Source organism: Streptomyces tendae (genome assembly GCF_008632955.1).
Classification (GTDB): Bacteria; Actinomycetota; Actinomycetes; order Streptomycetales; family Streptomycetaceae; genus Streptomyces.
Genome location: NZ_CP043959.1, coordinates 575,223 through 591,349 on the forward strand (window position 1 = coordinate 575,223; position 16,127 = coordinate 591,349).

15 protein-coding genes and 1 pseudogene are annotated in these 16,127 nt (G+C 72.4%); 10 read left to right on the forward strand and 6 right to left on the reverse strand.

Features of this window, described 5'->3' with window-relative positions; genetic code table 11:
- Positions 1-2: 2 nt before the first annotated feature.
- Both F3L20_RS02775 and F3L20_RS02780 read left to right on the forward strand, forming a co-directional pair.
- Complete coding sequence (locus F3L20_RS02775; RefSeq protein ID WP_167534449.1) at positions 3-593, forward strand: hypothetical protein; 591 nt, start codon at positions 3-5, stop codon at positions 591-593.
- 369 nt (positions 594-962) lie between these two features.
- Positions 963-1,196: a hypothetical protein gene (locus F3L20_RS02780; protein WP_150151881.1), complete on the forward strand. Its 234-nt coding sequence runs from the start codon at positions 963-965 to the stop codon at positions 1,194-1,196.
- Between the two features lie 30 nt (positions 1,197-1,226).
- On the opposite strand, the gene F3L20_RS02785 is transcribed toward F3L20_RS02780, so the two are convergent.
- Positions 1,227-1,571: a hypothetical protein gene (locus F3L20_RS02785; RefSeq protein WP_145829715.1), complete on the reverse strand. Its 345-nt coding sequence runs from the start codon at positions 1,569-1,571 to the stop codon at positions 1,227-1,229.
- An 89-nt stretch (positions 1,572-1,660) separates the two neighbouring features.
- Positions 1,661-1,863: pseudogene (locus tag F3L20_RS34390) on the reverse strand (hypothetical protein); the annotation flags it as partial.
- 137 nt (positions 1,864-2,000) lie between these two features.
- Between F3L20_RS34390 and F3L20_RS02795 the strand changes: the two are divergent.
- The 4 genes from F3L20_RS02795 (at position 2,001) to F3L20_RS02810 (ending at position 7,602) form a co-directional block, all read left to right on the forward strand.
- Entirely contained in the window at positions 2,001-4,976 is a 2,976-nt protein-coding gene (locus F3L20_RS02795) for a BTAD domain-containing putative transcriptional regulator (protein WP_150151884.1), read from the forward strand.
- A 13-nt stretch (positions 4,977-4,989) separates the two neighbouring features.
- Positions 4,990-5,727 (forward strand): prepilin peptidase, encoded by a 738-nt coding sequence (locus F3L20_RS02800; protein WP_150151888.1) that lies wholly within the window; start codon positions 4,990-4,992, stop codon positions 5,725-5,727.
- Positions 5,728-5,795: 68 nt separating this feature from the next.
- A complete protein-coding gene (gene mqnC, locus F3L20_RS02805) occupies positions 5,796-6,995 on the forward strand; it encodes a cyclic dehypoxanthinyl futalosine synthase (RefSeq protein WP_150151893.1) in 1,200 nt (399 codons plus the stop codon).
- Between the two features lie 7 nt (positions 6,996-7,002).
- Positions 7,003-7,602 carry an imidazolonepropionase-like domain-containing protein gene (locus F3L20_RS02810; RefSeq protein ID WP_150151896.1) on the forward strand — a complete coding sequence of 200 codons (600 nt, stop codon included), beginning with the start codon at positions 7,003-7,005 and terminating at the stop codon, positions 7,600-7,602.
- Between the two features lie 20 nt (positions 7,603-7,622).
- Here the strand turns inward: F3L20_RS02810 and F3L20_RS02815 are convergent, their stop codons facing one another.
- Positions 7,623-8,612: a chitinase gene (locus tag F3L20_RS02815; RefSeq protein ID WP_150151899.1), complete on the reverse strand. Its 990-nt coding sequence runs from the start codon at positions 8,610-8,612 to the stop codon at positions 7,623-7,625.
- Between the two features lie 253 nt (positions 8,613-8,865).
- Between F3L20_RS02815 and F3L20_RS02820 the strand changes: the two genes are divergently transcribed.
- Positions 8,866-9,561 carry a demethylmenaquinone methyltransferase gene (locus F3L20_RS02820; protein WP_150151902.1) on the forward strand — a complete coding sequence of 232 codons (696 nt, stop codon included), beginning with the start codon at positions 8,866-8,868 and terminating at the stop codon, positions 9,559-9,561.
- Here the strand turns inward: F3L20_RS02820 and F3L20_RS02825 are convergent.
- Together F3L20_RS02825 and F3L20_RS02830 are read right to left on the reverse strand one after the other, a co-directional pair.
- Positions 9,548-9,901, reverse strand: coding sequence for a PASTA domain-containing protein (locus F3L20_RS02825; protein ID WP_145829828.1), 354 nt, complete (start codon positions 9,899-9,901; stop codon positions 9,548-9,550). The genes F3L20_RS02820 and F3L20_RS02825 overlap by 14 nt on opposite strands.
- A gap of 123 nt (positions 9,902-10,024) precedes the next feature.
- The gene (locus F3L20_RS02830; protein ID WP_150151905.1) at positions 10,025-10,531 is read right to left on the reverse strand and encodes a GNAT family N-acetyltransferase; all 507 of its coding nucleotides are present in this window, start codon (positions 10,529-10,531) and stop codon (positions 10,025-10,027) included.
- A gap of 99 nt (positions 10,532-10,630) precedes the next feature.
- Here F3L20_RS02830 and F3L20_RS02835 point away from each other — a divergent pair, with 99 nt between their 5' ends.
- Together F3L20_RS02835 and F3L20_RS02840 are read left to right on the forward strand one after the other, a co-directional pair.
- Positions 10,631-11,914 carry a geranylgeranyl reductase family protein gene (locus F3L20_RS02835; RefSeq protein WP_145829722.1) on the forward strand — a complete coding sequence of 428 codons (1,284 nt, stop codon included), beginning with the start codon at positions 10,631-10,633 and terminating at the stop codon, positions 11,912-11,914.
- Positions 11,915-12,078: 164 nt separating this feature from the next.
- Complete coding sequence (locus F3L20_RS02840) at positions 12,079-13,767, forward strand: hypothetical protein (protein ID WP_150151909.1); 1,689 nt, start codon at positions 12,079-12,081, stop codon at positions 13,765-13,767.
- 327 nt (positions 13,768-14,094) lie between these two features.
- Here F3L20_RS02840 and F3L20_RS02845 read toward each other — a convergent pair whose 3' ends face one another.
- Positions 14,095-14,922, reverse strand: a complete 828-nt coding sequence (locus F3L20_RS02845; protein ID WP_145829724.1) for a C40 family peptidase — start codon at positions 14,920-14,922, stop codon at positions 14,095-14,097.
- Between the two features lie 838 nt (positions 14,923-15,760).
- Here F3L20_RS02845 and F3L20_RS02850 point away from each other — a divergent pair.
- Positions 15,761-16,120, forward strand: a complete 360-nt coding sequence (locus F3L20_RS02850) for an NADH-quinone oxidoreductase subunit A (RefSeq protein ID WP_003974383.1) — start codon at positions 15,761-15,763, stop codon at positions 16,118-16,120.
- Positions 16,121-16,127: the final 7 nt, after the last annotated feature.

Consider the following 16,127-nt stretch of genomic DNA (forward strand, 5'->3'; position numbering starts at 1 on the left):
CGATGACCGACGACCTGTCGAAGCTGGGCCTGGAGTGCTCGGAGGACTGGGTGCCGTTCCCGGTGGCCGGCACGCTGGACCTGTCCTACTGGGCCAAGTACCAGGCGAAGGAACTCGTCGAGCGCTACGCACGCGACGGCGAGAAGGGCAGCGCCCGGCTGCTGGCCCGCGACCTCGAACGCGCGGCGGCCGACTGCCGCGGCCGGGAGCCGCTCGGCGCGTTCGGCTGGTACGTCAGCGGGCACCAGTCCGTGGCGGCGGTGCTCGAACTGGACGCGATCCACCCCGACGCGACCTACCTCGAGGTGACACTCGACCTCCTCGCCGAGTCCATGTCGGCGACGGACTTCGGGCCGCCGGACGTCAGCCGGGTGCGGCTGCCGCTCGGGGACGCCGTACGGATCCGGCAGAACCTCGTCGAGGAGCGCAAGCGGCCGTTCGGGCCGCGGCCGGTCGTCCGCACGCTCTTCTACGGCGTGCGCCCGCCGACGACGGACGCGGCCGTCACGTTGATGGTGTCCTGGACCGAACCGGTCCTCGACGAACCGCTGGAGGGCATCGTGGACGGCATCGCGCGGACCCTGACGCTGTGACGCGCGCCGACGTCGTGACGTTCTGACGCTCCGACCGAAGAAACCCGGGAATCGGCACAGGATTCACGGCTGCTTCTCGCGGCGGTCACGGGAACCGCTGAATTCCGGGGCCGTGACCGGTGCGTGGCCGATCACCGGGTGCCGGACGTGAAGAAGCCGCGCCTATTTCTCGCCGTTCCCGTCACACCTGTGACGTGTTCGGTGCTCCGGAGTGGTCCGCCGGACGAACGTCGCTGGTCGGGGAAATGCGCGCGTGCTTTGATCGGTGAGGCGATCGCGGTCCGCCGCCGCGGACCATTCCGCATTCCGTGACGGAAATTGGCGGACACCCAGCGACGCGACGTCCGACACGAAGGGAAACGCGCCCCCATGAATCCTGCCCCCCGGGTGGACACCGCCGAACTCTCCGACGCCGACCTGGACCTCGTCTCCGGCGGCCAGGCGGGCGGCGGCGCCGGCCTCGGCCTCGGCGTCCACGCGGAGGCGGGCGCCCTCGGTGCCCACGTCGAGGCCGGGAACATAGGCCTCACCGCGGGTGTGGGCGTCTCGCTCTCCCCGCAGGGCGTCGCGGTGGACGCCCACCTGCACGCCACGCTGTACTGAGCCGGCGTCACGAGGCCGGGGCCGGGGAGTTCACTTCTCGGCCCCGCCGCCTTTCCTGGGGCGCTTGTCCTCGACCTTCATCTTCTCGTTGACCTGCTTGGTGAGTTCGTCCTCGAGCTTCTTGAACTCGCGGACCACGGCGTCGGACATGCTCGCGAGCGCGTCGAGTTGCTGGGTGATGTCCTCACGGCCGTCCTCCCAGTTCGACTCGAAGTCGGAGAGCGCGTCGTTGACGCTGCCGTCGCCGATGTCGTCCTTGTACGAGTCGAAGAGTTTCTTGGTGTGGTTCATCCGCTTCTTCAGCGACCGCAACCGCCGCCCGTAATCCTCCAGATCGGACAACGGAAGCGCGAGATCGCTTTTGCCCTCACCCATACGGCATCCCCCTCGGCAGTCCGGCCCCGACGGCCGGCTCGGCACTCCTCAGCAGGGTACGACCGGCACCGGCCGGGCCGCGGCTCCGTTCAGTGGTTGACGGACTGGATCTCCTGGACGGTCATGTCCTGCGTCGTGTCGAACGTGCCGTCGGGGAGGCAGCCGTCGGCGTCGATCCCGCGGTCGCCTAGGCGGGATACGTCTCCGCGTCCTTCGTACCCGCGTCCAGGGGCAGCGCGACGGGCCTGGCGGTGGTCGCCGTCCACAGGCCGGTGCCGGGGCCTCGGGCCCGTCCGGGACCTCGCCGGCGTCCCGCCGGAACAGGCCGGCCGGGCGGAGGCGGGCGGGACCCTTCGACTGCGGCCATTCGAGTCAATAAGATCCCCCTAGCCTCAAGGACCCTTCTCCCCACACCTCAGGACACCCGCCATGCCGCGACGCCGCAGTGACAGCCCGTCGAGCTCGACGGCTCCGAGGAACAGGACGCCGCAGCCCGTGCGGGTGCGGCGGCGTTCGTTCGGGGACTTCGTCAAGGCGTTCCTCGCGTTCGTGGCGCTGCTCGTGCTGCTCGTCGGCGTGCCGCTCGCGCTGGCGATGACGGCGGGCTGGCCGTTCCCCGACACGTTCGAGCCGATGGAGTGGCTCAAGCAGGACATCTCCGTCTCGACCTTCCTCTCCATCCTGACGTTCATCGTCTGGCTCGCCTGGGCGCAGTTCACCGCGTGCGTGCTGGTGGAGATGAAGGCCGCGCTGTCCGGGGTCGGCGTGCCGGGGCGGGTGCCCGGCGCCGGGCCCAGCCAGCTGCTCGCCCGCCAGCTCGTCGCGGCCCTGCTGCTCGTCGGCGCGACCGCCGCCAGCTTCACCCCGTCGCTCGCCCAGCTCGGGCAGACCTTCGACGACAACCAGCGGCCCACGGTGGCCGCCGCCCAGCAGACGCCCGGCCTCTTCGCCCAGCAGCAGGAGCAGGCCGCCGGCACCGCCGCCGCGGTCGCCGAGCAGGCCTCGCACACCGAGGCGGCCGGCGGCGCCGCCAGGCAGCAGAGCGACACGAAGTTCTACCGGATCCAGCCGCCCGAGGGCCGTCACCACGACTCGCTGTGGGAGATCGCCGAGCGGCACCTCGGCGACGGACGCCGCTACAAGGAGATCTTCGAACTCAACAAGGACCGCGTGCAGCCCGACGGTTCGCGGCTGAACGAGGCCAGTCTGATCCGCCCCGGCTGGATCATGGAGATGCCCGGCGACGCCCGCGGCGGCGACCTCGTCGAGATGCCGGACGACGCCCCCGAGGTGTCGCCCGAGGTGCGGCAGCAGATCAGCGACTACGCGAAGACCGGTGACGGCGCGGCCGGCGGCGGCGACCAGGCGCAGGGCGGCGGCGGCAGCGACAGCGGCAGCGGCGGCACCGCCCACGTGAACGTGCCCGAGCAGCGGCCCGCGCCCGCCGGCGAGACCGGTCACGCGGACCTGCGACGCCCCGCGCCGGAGCAGGTGGCCACGCCCGCCCGGGACTCCTCGTCGTTCGGGCTCCCCGAGGCGCTGCTCGCCGCCCCGCTGCTGGCCGCCGGCCTGCTCGGGGCGCTCGGGCACCGGCGCCGGCAGGCGCTGTGGCAGTCGGCGTTCGGCGGTATCGGCGGGCGGCGCGGCATGGAGCCGCCGACGCCCACCGGCGACGCCCTCGACGTCCAGGACGCGCTGCTCGTCGGCGCCGACCCCGAGGGCGTACGGCTGCTCGATCGGTCGCTGCGCGGGCTCGCCGCGTCGCTGGCTTCCGAGTCCCGCCCGCTGCCCACCGTCTACGCGGCCTGGCTCAGCAACGGCGACCTGCACCTCCAGCTCGCCCAGCCGTCCGGGAAGCCGCCGGCGCCCTGGCGGCTCGGGCAGGACCAGACGTTCTGGATGCTGGCCCGCGCCGACGCCGAGAGGTACGAGGACGTCGACACCGCCGCGCCGTACCCCGGCCTGGTCAGCCTGGGCACCATGGACGACTCCCGGCTGCTGCTCAACCTGGAGTCGGTCCCCGGCATCGTGTCGCTGAGCGGCCGTGAGGAGGACCGCGCGGCGGTGTTCGCGTCCGTCGCCGCCGAGCTGGCGACCAACGGCTGGTCGGACCGGATGACCATCACGCTCGTCGGGTTCGGCGAGGACCTCACCGCCCTCGCGCCCAGCCGGCTGCGCCACCTCGACGGCATCGAGGCGCTGATCGAGACGATGGAGGCGGAGACCCGGCAGCGGCGCGGCGCGCTCGGCGCGGCCGGGCACGACTCCGTGCTCACCGGCCGCACCGGCCCGGCGCAGCACACCCGTTGGGCCCCGCACCTGGTGCTGCTCGCCGCCGAGCCGTCCCCCGACGACGCCATGACGCTCGCCGAACTCGCCGCGGACGCCGGCCGCCTCGGCATCGGCTACCTCGTCGGCACCGGCAGCGGCGATCTGCCGGGCGCCGCCTGGGAGATGGAGATCACCGGCGCGGGCAAGCTGCTCGCCCCGCTGCTCGGTCTGGAACTCGACGCGCAGCTCCTGCCGGCCGCTCAACAGCGCGCGGTCGTCGAGCTGTTCACCGAGTCCGACCCGGATCGCAGCCCCGACGGGCCCGGCACCACGCCGCCGTTCCTCGTCGACATCAGCGAGCAGGGCCGGCCCGCCGTGTACGCGCGCCTGGTCGGGTCGTACGAGATCATCGGTCTGGAGACGCCCGACGGCGAGCGCAGCGCGCTGCTCCACGAGGCGCTGGCGCTGCTGCTCCTGCACCGCGAGGGCGTGCACCCGCGGGTGCTGTCCTCCGCGCTGTGGCCGCGCGGCGTCACCGACGACGTGCGCGAGGCGCTGATCGGCCGGCTGCGGGACTGGCTCGGCACCGACCCCGACGGCAGCCCGCGGCTGCGTACCGACGGCACCGGCCGGCTCACCCTCGCCAAGTCCGTCGTCTCCGACCTGGACGTGCTGCGCTCGCTGTACCACGAGGCGACGCAGGGCAAGGGGGTGGACAGCCGGGCGGTGCGCGGGCGGCTGCTCACCGACGCGCTGGTGCTGGTGCGCGGCCCGCTGCTGGCCGACCGGCCCGAGGGCCGTTACCGCTGGCTCACCCACGAGATCGTCGACGCGCAGCTGCCGCTGCTCGTCGCGGACACCGGTCTGGCGCTCGCCGGGTTCCACATGGAGAAGAACCGCGCGGAGAAGGCCATCGAGGCGCTGAACGCCGCGCTGCGCACCGCCCCGGCCGACGAGCGGCTGTGGAACGAGCTGCTGCGCGCCACCCACGCCCTCGACGACCCGGCGCGGCTCACCGCCCTGGCGTCCGACCTGGTCGCCCGCGGCGGTGCCCGCGGGCTGCCGCCGCGCACCGAGGCGCTGCTGGACGAACTGCTGCCGGCGTGGCGCGACGCCGTCGCGGCGGCGGGCTGAGCGGCCGGACGGGATGACCGACGGCCCGGAGGTCGCGCTGATCGCCGTCGCCGCCCTGTGGGGCGCGGCGGCCGGCGCGGTGCTGCCCCGCGCCGCCCACCGGTTCGCCGTTCCGTCCGGGGAGGAGTGGCGCACGGCGTGCCCGCACGGGCACCCGCTCGCCGGCTGGCTCGGACCGGCCCGCTGCCGGGACTGCGGGGGGACGCCGTACGGCAAGGGCGCCGCCGTCCCCGTGACGGTCACCGTGCTGGTCTGCGCCGCCCTCGCGGCGGCCACCGGGACCCGTCCCGAGCTGGCGGTGTGGCTGCTGCTGGCACCCGCCGGCGTGCTGCTCGCGACCGTGGACTTCCGGGTGCAGCGGCTGCCCGACCCGCTCACCCTGCCGTTCGCGGCCGCCGCCCTGGTGCTGCTGGGCCTGACCGCACTGGTCCCCGAACACGCCGGGGAGTGGACGGACGCCCTGCTGGGCGCGCTCGCGCTCGGCGCCGGCTACTTCGTGCTGTTCCTGGTCAACCCGGCCGGGATGGGCTTCGGCGACGTGAAGCTGGCGCTCGGCGCGGGCGCGGTCCTCGGCTGGTACGGCTGGCCGACCGTGCTGCTCGGCACACTCGCCGGATTCCTGTGCGGGGCGCTGTACGGCGGGGCTCTCGTGGTCGCCCGGAAGGCGGGGCGCAGGACGTCCATCCCGTTCGGCCCGTTCCTGATCGGCGGGGCCTTCGCGGGGCTGCTGATGGGCGCGTACGCGGCCTGACGTCAACGGGCGCAACCGGCTGACGTACGCTGATTCCGTCCGTCCACACCCCTGCGAAAGGGACACCGGTGACCGAGAAGGCCGACCTTCAGCCCGTCCTCGACCGTGCCGCCGCCGGTGGGCGGATCACCCCCGAAGAGGCCCTGGTCCTCTACCGCGACGCCCCGCTGCACGCGCTGGGCGCCGCCGCCGACGCCGTCCGCCGGCGCCGCTACGCGGGCACCGAGCACATCGCCACGTACATCATCGAGCGGAACATCAACTACACGAACGTGTGTGTCACGGCGTGCAGGTTCTGCGCGTTCTACGCGGCCCCCAAGGACACCGCCAAGGGCTGGACCCGCGACCTCGACGACATCCTGCGCCGCTGCGCGGAGACCGTCGAGCTGGGCGGCACGCAGATCATGTTCCAGGGCGGCCACCACCCGGACTACGGCGTCGAGTACTACGAGAAGCACTTCGCGGCCATCAAGCAGGAGTTCCCGCAGCTCGTCATCCACAGCCTGGGGGCGAGCGAGGTCGAGCACATGGCGCGGATCTCGAAGGTGAGCGTCGAGGAGGCGATCACGCGGATCCACGCGGCCGGTCTCGACTCCTTCGCCGGTGCCGGCGCCGAACTGCTGCCGGAGCGGCCCCGCAAGGCCATCGCCCCGCTGAAGGAGTCCGGCGAGCGCTGGCTGGAGATCATGGAGATCGCCCACAACCTGGGCGTGGAGTCCACCTCCACCATGCTGATGGGCACCGGCGAGACCAACGCCGAGCGGATCGAGCACCTGCGGATGATCCGGGACGTGCAGGACCGCACCGGCGGCTTCCGCGCGTTCATCCCGTACACCTACCAGCCGGAGAACAACCACCTGAAGGGCCGTACGCAGGCGACGCTCTTCGAGTACCTGCGGATGATCGCCATCGCCCGGATCTTCCTGGACAACGTGGCGCACATCCAGGGTTCCTGGCTGACCACCGGCAAGGAGGTCGGCCAGCTCTCCCTGCACTACGGCGCGGACGACCTCGGTTCGATCATGCTCGAGGAGAACGTGGTCTCCTCCGCCGGTGCCAAGCACCGCTCCAACCGGCTGGAGATCATCGACCTGATCCGCAAGGCGGGCCGGGTCCCGGCACAGCGGTCGACGACGTACGAGCACCTCGTCGTGCACGACGACCCGGCGAACGACCCCGTCGACGACCGGGTCGTATCCCACATCTCCTCCACCGCCATCGAAGGCGGCACGGCCCACCCGGAGCTGAAGCTCCTGCCGGCCAACTGACGCCCCGGTGCTGACCCTTCACGTCGCCGACGCCTCGCCCGGGACGGCCGTCCTGGTCGACGGCGCGCTCATCGCCGCCGTCGGCCCGCACGAGGAGCTGGCCGCCGCCCACCCGGACGCCCGGCTGCGGCGGTGGCCCGGCATCATGACGCCCGGACTGCTCAACCCGTACGGTCCGGAACTGCTGGAGCAGGCCTACCACCCCGATCCGCGCGAGGCGGACCGGCTGGGCACCGAGCCGCTGTTCGGGCTGCGCGCGCGGGCACTCCTCGCCTCCGGGCCCTCCGCGCGGGGCGCCAGCGCGCGCCGCGGGGTGCAGCGCCTGCTGGCGCACGGCACGGTCGCGGTCGCCGGTGAACTGCGCAGCCGTGAGGCCGTGGACGCGGTACGCAGGGCCGGGCTCGCCCTGGCGGGGCGCCCGGCCGCACTGCCCGGGACCCCGGCGCTCTCCCCGGTGCCGCTGGTGCTGCTGCCGCCGCTCGCCGCCGGGAAGCCCGCGCGGTTCGCGGTGTTCGACGTGCCCGACCGCGATGCCCTGGTCCGGGAGGGCGCGTCCACGTGCGTGGCGACCGTGGTGGCCGGACGTCTGGTGCACCGGCGGCGCTGACCGATCACGCCGGCCGGTCCTCAGCCCGCGAGCGTCTCGCCGAACGCGCCGTCCTCCTGCTCCACCCCGCTGCAGTCCGTCAGCGGGTCGTCGGCGTCCTTCTCGCAGGGGCGGTCCCGGAACGCCGACCACGCCGACACCCACGCGACGCCCTTGTCCTCGGCGAAGGCACGGAGCTGCGCCGCGTCCTCCAGCGTGAACGTCTCGCCCGCCACGTCGTTGACGCCGAGCATCGGGGTGAGCGCCATGCCCCGCCAGGCCGCCGTCTCCGACAGGCCGAAGACGTCCCGGAGCTGGGCGTTCGCCGACCGGGCGGCGGTGAGGGCGTAGTCGCCCATGTCGCCGTCGTAGGACTCGGCGTAGTTCATCGTCATGAGGTTGACGGTGGCGACCTGGACGCCGTGGTCGTTCGCCGACTCCAGCAGGCGCAGTCCCTCGTCGTCGAGTCCGGACGGCATGACCGGGAGGGTGAACGTCACCTCCAGATCGTCGCGTTCCTCCTGGAGGATGGCGATCGCCTCCGAACGCCGGTCCACCGAGTCGGAGTCGGCGAGTTCGTCGCCCTCGATGTCGAAGTCGGCGCGGCGGGAACCGGCTGCGTCGAGCGCCGCGCCGTACGCCCCGGCCAGGTCCTCGGGGGTGTCGCAGGCGGCCGCCAGTTCGTCACCGTGGGCGCCGCCGAAGGAGACCCGCACGTCGGCGCCCGACCGGGTGAGCCCGGCGATCCGGGAGGTCACCTGCGCGTCGTCGACGTCCTGGACGCCGTCCCAGCCCGGGGTGCAGCCGCCGCCGGAGGAGATGACGAACGCCAGGTTGTACGTCGTGGGAGAGCCCGCCGTGTCGGTGCCGGAAGCGGTGGAGGCGTTGACGTAGGGCGCGTACGCGGTGACCGGTGCGGAGGACGCCGAGTTCGCGTCCGCCGCGTCGTCCCCGGCGGAGCAGCCCACGCCGGCCAGGGCCAGGGCGGCGAGGAGGGCGAGCCCGGCAGCGGAGGACAGCGGACCGCGCATCGGGTGCGTTCCGTTCATGAGACGACGTCGGAGGGGGTGACCATGGCACACGAGTCTGTGCGCTTTCTGAGGACGTACACCTGAATGTCGGTGATTCTCGGCGGACGGCCGGGTTCGTGTGATTCCTCGGGAGACCCACAGGGTACGCGGACGCGCCGACGGGCCGGATCCGGGCCCGTCGCCGGCGGGGACCCCGTAGGGCCGGGGACCGGCCGACGCCTCCGCCGGACGGGCGGGCTGCAAGAATGGGCGCGTGACCCGCGCATCCCTGGACAAGCAGCCGCACGAAGTCGCCTCGATGTTCGACGACGTCGCGGAACGGTACGACCTGACCAACGACGTGCTGTCCCTCGGACAGGACCGGCGCTGGCGCAAGGAGGTCGCGAAGGCGGTCGGCGCCCGGCCCGCGCAGAAGGTCCTGGACCTGGCGGCCGGCACCGGCACCTCCTCCCTGCCCTTCGCCCGCACCGGCGCCTACGTCGTGCCCTGCGACTTCTCCCAGGGCATGCTCCGGGTCGGCAAGCGGACCAACGCCTGGCTGCCGTACACGGCGGGCGACGCGACCCGGCTGCCGTTCAAGGACGACGTGTTCGACGCCGTCACCATCTCCTTCGGCCTGCGCAACGTGCAGGACTTCGACGCGGCGCTGCGCGAGATGCACCGGGTGACCCGGCCCGGCGGGCGGATCGTCATCTGCGAGTTCTCGCACCCGACGTGGGCGCCGTTCCGCACGGTCTACACCGAGTACCTGATGCGGGCGCTGCCGCCGGTCGCCCGCGCCGTGTCGTCCAACCCGGACGCCTACGTGTACCTCGCCGAGTCCATCCGCGCCTGGCCGGACCAGGCGGGACTGGCCGGACGGCTCCAGCGGGCCGGCTGGTCCAAGGTGGCGTGGCGCGACCTCACCGGCGGTGTGGTGGCGCTGCACCGGGGCTTCAAGGAGAGCTGAGCACCACGACCCGCGCGGCGGCCCCGGCGCCGGGTTCGTCCCGTTCGCACCGGAGCCCGCCCGGCGGCGGCAGCGGGCCGCGCGGCTCGCGCACCCCGCCGCCCCCCTCGCCCTCGCCGAAGTCCAGCCACACGTGCACCACGGAGTGGCGGGGCACCTCGGTGCCGGGCTGCGGGTACTGGCGGACCACGTAGTCCACGACGGCGTGACGGAAGTCCGGCCGGCCCGGCGCCTCGACGGACAGGCCCCGCGCCCGGGCCGACTCGCGCGCGTCCACGGCCATCAGGCCGACCAGGCGCGGCACGCGCACCCCGGATGTCCTGGAACTCTCGGGTGTCATACGCACGGTCGTCACCCCCAGCGGTACCGGCAGGGTAGGCCGGGGACGCGCCCGACGGAAGCAGCGTGTGGCGTTCCGTGACATTCGACTACCGAGAGTGATGTGTCGCCGGGGGTGGTGCGGTCAGAGGTCGAGCCGGTAGCAGTGGCCCTCCCGCCGTGACGCCGGCGAGGTGAACGTCTCGGCGAGTCGCATGCCCAGCCGCCGGGTGACCGCCGCGGACCGGGCGTTGCGGGTGTCCACCATCGCCACCACGTGTCTCAGGCCCGTCGCGCGCACCCGCTCCAGCGTCTCCACGGCCGCCGCCGTGACGTACCCCTTGCCCCAGTGCTCCCGGGCGAGCCGCCAGCCGATCTCGATCTCACCGGCCGGGCCCCACGCGTGCGGCCAGGGCTGGGCGCCGGTGAAGCCGATGACCCGGCCCGTCGCGTCGAGCATGCTCCACAGGCAGAAGCCCAGTTCGGCGTCGTGCCGGCGCTGGCGCGCGGTGAGTTCCTCGTAGACCGACAGCTCCGCCGCCTTCCCGCCGTGGAACTCCATCACGTCCGGGTCGTCGAAGATCCGGTGCCAGGTGACGGCGTCCTCGTCGGTGGGGACTCGCAGCCGTACAGCGGGGAGAGCTCGGTTCACGGGGGCAGCCCTTCAGCCGGGTGATCACGTCCGCTGAATAGACTGCCTGTGTCCAGTGCCGGTCGGCACGAAGATTTCGAACCCTGGGGAGATCCCGCCGTGACCGAGCCCCTCTCCGACAACACCGCCGATGTGATCGTCGTCGGCGCGGGGCCAGCCGGCTCCACCACCGCCTACCACCTGGCCCGGTCCGGACTCGACGTGCTCCTGCTGGAGAAGACCGAGTTCCCCCGGGAGAAGGTCTGCGGCGACGGTCTGACCCCGCGCGCCACCAAGCAGCTCGTGGCGATGGGCATCGACATCTCCGAGGAGGCCGGCTGGCTGCGCAACAAGGGCCTGCGCATCATCGGCGGCGGCGTCCGCCTCCAGCTCGACTGGCCGGAACTCGCCTCCTTCCCGGACTACGGACTCGTCCGCAAGCGCGACGACTTCGACGAGCAGCTCGCCCGGCAGGCCCAGAAGGCGGGCGCCCGGCTCTACGAGCGCTGCAACGTGGGCGCGCCGATCGTCGACGACCGCACCGGCCGCATCACGGGCGTGAAGGCCAAGCTCGGCGAGGACAAGCGGGAGGTCACCTTCCACGCCCCGCTGGTGGTGGCCGCCGACGGCAACTCCACCCGGCTGTCCCTGGCGATGGGGCTGCACCGGCGCGAGGACCGCCCGATGGGCGTCGCCGTGCGCACCTACTTCACCTCGCCCCGCCACGACGACGACTACCTGGAGTCGTGGCTGGAGCTGTGGGACCGCCGCGGCCCGCAGGACCGGCTGCTGCCCGGCTACGGCTGGATCTTCGGCATGGGAGACGGCACCTCCAACGTCGGCCTCGGCGTGCTCAACACCTCCGACTCCTTCAAGGAACTGGACTGGCGCGAGGTCCTGAAGGCCTGGTGCGCGTCCATGCCCGAGGACTGGGGCTACACCCCCGACAACATGACCGGCCCGATCCGCGGCGCCGCGCTCCCCATGGCCTTCAACCGGCAGCCGCACTACACGCGCGGGCTGCTGCTCGTCGGCGACGCGGGCGGCCTGGTCAACCCGTTCAACGGTGAGGGCATCGCCTACGCGATGGAGTCCGGGCAGATCGCCGCCGACGTCATCGTGCAGGCCCACGCGCGGGCCACCCCGGCCCAGCGGGAGGTCGCCCTCCAGCGCTACCCGCGCGTCCTGAAGGACACCTACGGCGGCTACTACACGCTCGGCCGCGCCTTCGTGAAGCTCATCGGCAACCCGAAGGTCATGCAGATCGCCGCCCAGCGCGGCCTGACGCACCCGATGCTGATGAAGTTCACGCTGAAGCTGCTCGCCAACCTGACGGACCCGACGGGCGGCGACGCGATGGACCGCATCATCAACGGCCTGAGCAAGGTGGCTCCGAAGGCGTGACCGGCGGCGCGTGACCGATGTCGGCGGGCATGTCCGGCATGGCCGGGCACGGTGTCCGATCGTGATCGTCGCGTGACGCATCCGTGAACAACTGATCGACTCCGGGCGGTGTCGAACGGGACGTGACCCAGTCGGGCACGTCCCGTTCGACGAAAGAGCCATTCATGACACAGCAGGCGAGACGGCTGCGCGCGCGGCTCGCGGCACTGGGAGCGGTGGGCGCCACGGCTCTGGCCGCCGCCGGGGTCCAGGGCGCGGCCCACGCGGCCGACGCCCCGCTCCCGGTGGTGATCACGGGCGAGGACCGGGTGGACCTGTCCCTCCACTCGGACAACGGCGACCCCACCGAGCCCCAGGTCGACCTGCGGCTGGACGTTCCCGGCACGCCGTTCGAGGGCGACGGCGAGGTCCCGCCGGTGCACCTCGGGGACTACACGGTCCGCATCGACGCCCGCGGGCTGAAGGGCGTCGCGAAGGCCGACCTGCCGTGCGACGCCGACGGCCTGGTCGCGGTCTGCTCGGGCTACGACCTGTACGCCGGCACGACCTACAACCGGGTCGGCGGCATCAGGCTGGACCTCGCGGACGACAGCGAGGCCGGGGACGCCGGGAAGATCGTCGTCACCGGCGAGGGCGAGGGGCTGGACTTCCGGCCGCTCACGATCGACGTGCGCGTCGGCGGGCCCGAGCTGCTGAACCGCGAACTCTCCCTGCCCAAGACCCTGAAGGCCGGCGAGACCTTCGAGCCGCCGCTGGGTGTGATGAACGTCGGCGGGCTGCCGGCCGAGGGCACGGTACTGCGTCTGTACGGCTCGCGCGGGCTGTCCTTCCCGGACGGCTTCGGCAACTGCTCCTCGTCCGTGGTGGACACCGGCCCGCTGCTGCGGCAGCACACCGAGGTGCTCTGCACCTTCCCCGGCATCCTCGAGGCGGGAGCGGCGTACTCCCTGGCCGGTCCGGTGCGGGTGAAGACCGCCGACTTCGCGCTGCATGACATCTTCTCGTACTCGTTCCGGCCCCTGGAGCCGGGCGAGGCGAAGACCCTGCACCGGGGCGAGGGGCGCCGGCAGGGCAGCGGTCCCGATCTGACGCTGCAGCGGGCCGGGGAGGCGGACCCGGCGCAGTACACCAAGTACGCCGAGCTGGACCTGCCCACGACCAACACCTACGACCTGGAGCTCACCGGCGCCTCCGCGTCCGGCAGGGCCGGGGACACGGTCACGGCGGAGATCGGGTTCGCCAACAACGGGCCGGCCTGGATCAGCGCGCTGCGCTCCGGCGGGGAGCCGTTCTCCTTCACGGTGGTCGCGCCCGAGGGGTCGACCGTCACCTCGGCGCCCAAGGAATGCCGGACCATCACCGTCGACGGGAGCGTGCCGGGCCACCGCTGCTCGGTGGCGACCCCGCTGCGGGAGGACGCCCGGCTCACCTTCCCGTTCGAGCTGCGCGTCGACCGGGTCGTGGAGGGCGCCAGAGGCAAGGTGGCGATGCCGGACTGGGACAACCCCTTCGACTCCGACCCCGCCAACGACACCGCGTGGATCGTGCTGAACGCTCCGGACGCGCCGGGAGACGGCGGTGCGGGCGGGTCCGACGGCGGCCCGTCGGCCGGCCCCTCCGCACCCGGGACCGGTGACGAGGGCGGCTCCGACGGACCGGACAGCGGGACGAACGGGACGAACGGCACCTCCGGCGGCGCCGCGGGCGGCGACACCGGCGGCGGTCTGGCGCTCACCGGCGCCCAGGGTGTGGGTCTGCTCGGCGGCGCGGCACTGCTCGCGCTGGGGCTCGGCGCGGGCGTCGTGGCGCACCAGCGCCGCCGCGCACGGCGCGAGGGAGAGGCGGCCGCCTGACGCGCGCGTCGCTGTGACGCCCCTGTGGGGGCCGGAGTCCGGCGTGTCGGACTCCGGCCCCCGTCGCGGGTCCCGGGCTCCGTGAGGGCCCGTCACAGGGCGCGGCGGGGGTCGCGGTGGCGCTTCGCGCGCCGCCAACGCACCCCACATGGGGTGCAATTCCGGCATTACGGTGATCTTGCCCCGCCGTGCGGGCGTGCGCGGTCACCGCGGTGGCGTCCTGCGTGGTCACCGCGAGGGACCGCGCCCCGTGCGGGCCCGTCCCTCAGGTACGCGGAGGGCCGCCGCCTCCGTGAGGCAGCGGCCCTTCCGTCCGTGGGGCGCGGCTCAGAGCACGCGCACGGCACCCGACGCCGGGTAGCCGGAGAGGTCCTGGATGACGACGCCCTTCGAGGGGTTGGCGGCGTCCAGGTACTGGCCGTTCCCGATGTAGACACCCACGTGGTACGCGGAACCCTTGCCGCCCCAGTAGAGGATGTCGCCGACCTGGATCTGCGACAGCGGGATGTCGGTGCCCACCATCGACTGGTCCTGGGATACGCGCGGCAGGTCCACACCGACCTGCTTGAACGCGGCCTGCACCAGGCTGGAGCAGTCCCAGGCGTTGGGGCCCGTGGCACCCATGACGTAGGCGTCGCCCACCTGCGCCTGGAGGAAGGCGATGACCGTCGCGACGCTGCCGCTGGCCGGCGCGGAGACGGTCGCGGTCTGCGTGGTGAGCGAGGGGCGCTCGGCGTCGCGGGCGGCGCGCTCGGCGGCTGCCGCGCGGGCCTCCTCGGCCGCCTTCTTCCTGGCCTCGGCCTTCTTCTTGGCCTCCGCGAGGTCCGCCTTGGCCTGCTTGGCGGCCAGTTCGGCCGCCGCGTCGCGCTCGGCCCGCAGCTGGTAGTTCGCGGCCGCCTGCTGGGTGGCGTCCGCGGACTCGGCGACCTGGGCGGCCAGGTCGGCCGTCAGGGTGGGCAGTTCGAGGGTCTGCGTCACCGGCTCGGCGGCGTTCGCCGAACCCGACGCCCCGGCCACTGCCAGGGTGCTGAGGACGCCACCGGCAACTCCGGCCCGCATCGCGATCGTGGAGGGCGCGGTGCGGCGGGGTTTCCGGTGGCTGCGTATGTGAGCGGTGTGGGACATGGGAACAACCGGTACCAGGGGCTGCTTCATATCTTCAAGAAACGTGTGCTGCGCCACAGTTGTTCAATCGGGCGCGCAAATTCCCCCCGTGTCCCTCTCCATTGACGCCACAACGGACATTGCGGGCGGCCGTGACCGGGCCGTGATCACGTACTTTCATCGTTACGCCCGAATTGCTCCCCGCTTACCACCGGTTGGGCTGGTTGGCCAAGCCCCGTTCCTGAGGGCCTCTCAGAAGTGTGACGGAGGTCACGGAACGATTGGGGCTGCCAGGGCGTCCGGTGGGCCGGCGGGCACCTCCGCGAGGGTCGCTTGTCCGGTTCGCGGCTCCTGAGGTGCCTTCGTGAGATGAAGTGCCCGGTTTGCCCCGCCCGAGACGACCGCGTGGAGGGGGTGTTGGGTGCCCGGGGTGCGATCCGGACTTCGTGAACGCGTGCACACGTCCACATCGCGCCCCGCGACCCCCCTCATGTGTGAACGCGTCCTCTATCAAGCGATCGCGCCCAGCACCAATTTGCATGCAGAGGAATCGTCTTGATATGGAGACGCCCCCTCCGGAACCCCTCTGAGCTGCACCGACCGGTCAAGATGTCACCTTTGGTGATCGCGCGGACGCTTGGCGTGTGAAGATCACTGCTCATCCGACTTCATGATCGTTCGTCAGGTGGTGGAGATCACAAAGCTTGTGCAATACCCCGTGTCGCAGATCACAGACCCACAGGCATAAGATGCGGAGCGGTTGGGCTTGTGACCTGCTTCACATGTTCTCGATCTTCGCCGGGGCGGGCGTGGTTCGAGGGGCGTGCGGGGCGCGTGAGTCCAATGCAAACCGCCAGCAGTCAGTGCCGACTGAGAGGAGCGAGGAGCGGTGAACGCGTATGCGCCCATCCTCGTACTGGGAGCCCTCGGGGCAGGCTTTGCGATCTTCTCCGTGGTCATGGCCACGCTGATCGGTCCGAAGCGGTACAACCGGGCAAAGCTCGAGGCCTACGAGTGCGGCATCGAGCCGACCCCCACGCCGGCCGGCGGCGGGCGCTTCCCCATCAAGTACTACCTGACGGCGATGCTCTTCATCATCTTCGATATCGAGATCGTCTTCCTCTACCCCTGGGCCGTCACCTTCGACGCCCTGGGGATTTTCGGGCTCGTGGAGATGCTGCTCTTCGTGCTCACCGTCTTCGTCGCGTACGCGTACGTATGGCGGCGCGGCGGCCTGGAATGGGACTGAGGGGCCA

Coding starts and splice junctions, on each gene's coding strand:
- F3L20_RS02815 (WP_150151899.1), bottom strand. CDS start 8,612: ATGCGCGGTCCGCTGTCCTCCGCTGCCGGGCTCGCCCTCCTCGCCGCC.
- F3L20_RS02845 (WP_145829724.1), bottom strand. CDS start 14,922: ATGAAGCAGCCCCTGGTACCGGTTGTTCCCATGTCCCACACCGCTCAC.
- F3L20_RS02775 (WP_167534449.1), top strand. CDS start 3: ATGACCGACGACCTGTCGAAGCTGGGCCTGGAGTGCTCGGAGGACTGG.
- F3L20_RS02795 (WP_150151884.1), top strand. CDS start 2,001: ATGCCGCGACGCCGCAGTGACAGCCCGTCGAGCTCGACGGCTCCGAGG.
- F3L20_RS02825 (WP_145829828.1), bottom strand. CDS start 9,901: ATGACACCCGAGAGTTCCAGGACATCCGGGGTGCGCGTGCCGCGCCTG.
- F3L20_RS02785 (WP_145829715.1), bottom strand. CDS start 1,571: ATGGGTGAGGGCAAAAGCGATCTCGCGCTTCCGTTGTCCGATCTGGAG.
- F3L20_RS02840 (WP_150151909.1), top strand. CDS start 12,079: ATGACACAGCAGGCGAGACGGCTGCGCGCGCGGCTCGCGGCACTGGGA.
- F3L20_RS02780 (WP_150151881.1), top strand. CDS start 963: ATGAATCCTGCCCCCCGGGTGGACACCGCCGAACTCTCCGACGCCGAC.
- F3L20_RS02800 (WP_150151888.1), top strand. CDS start 4,990: ATGACCGACGGCCCGGAGGTCGCGCTGATCGCCGTCGCCGCCCTGTGG.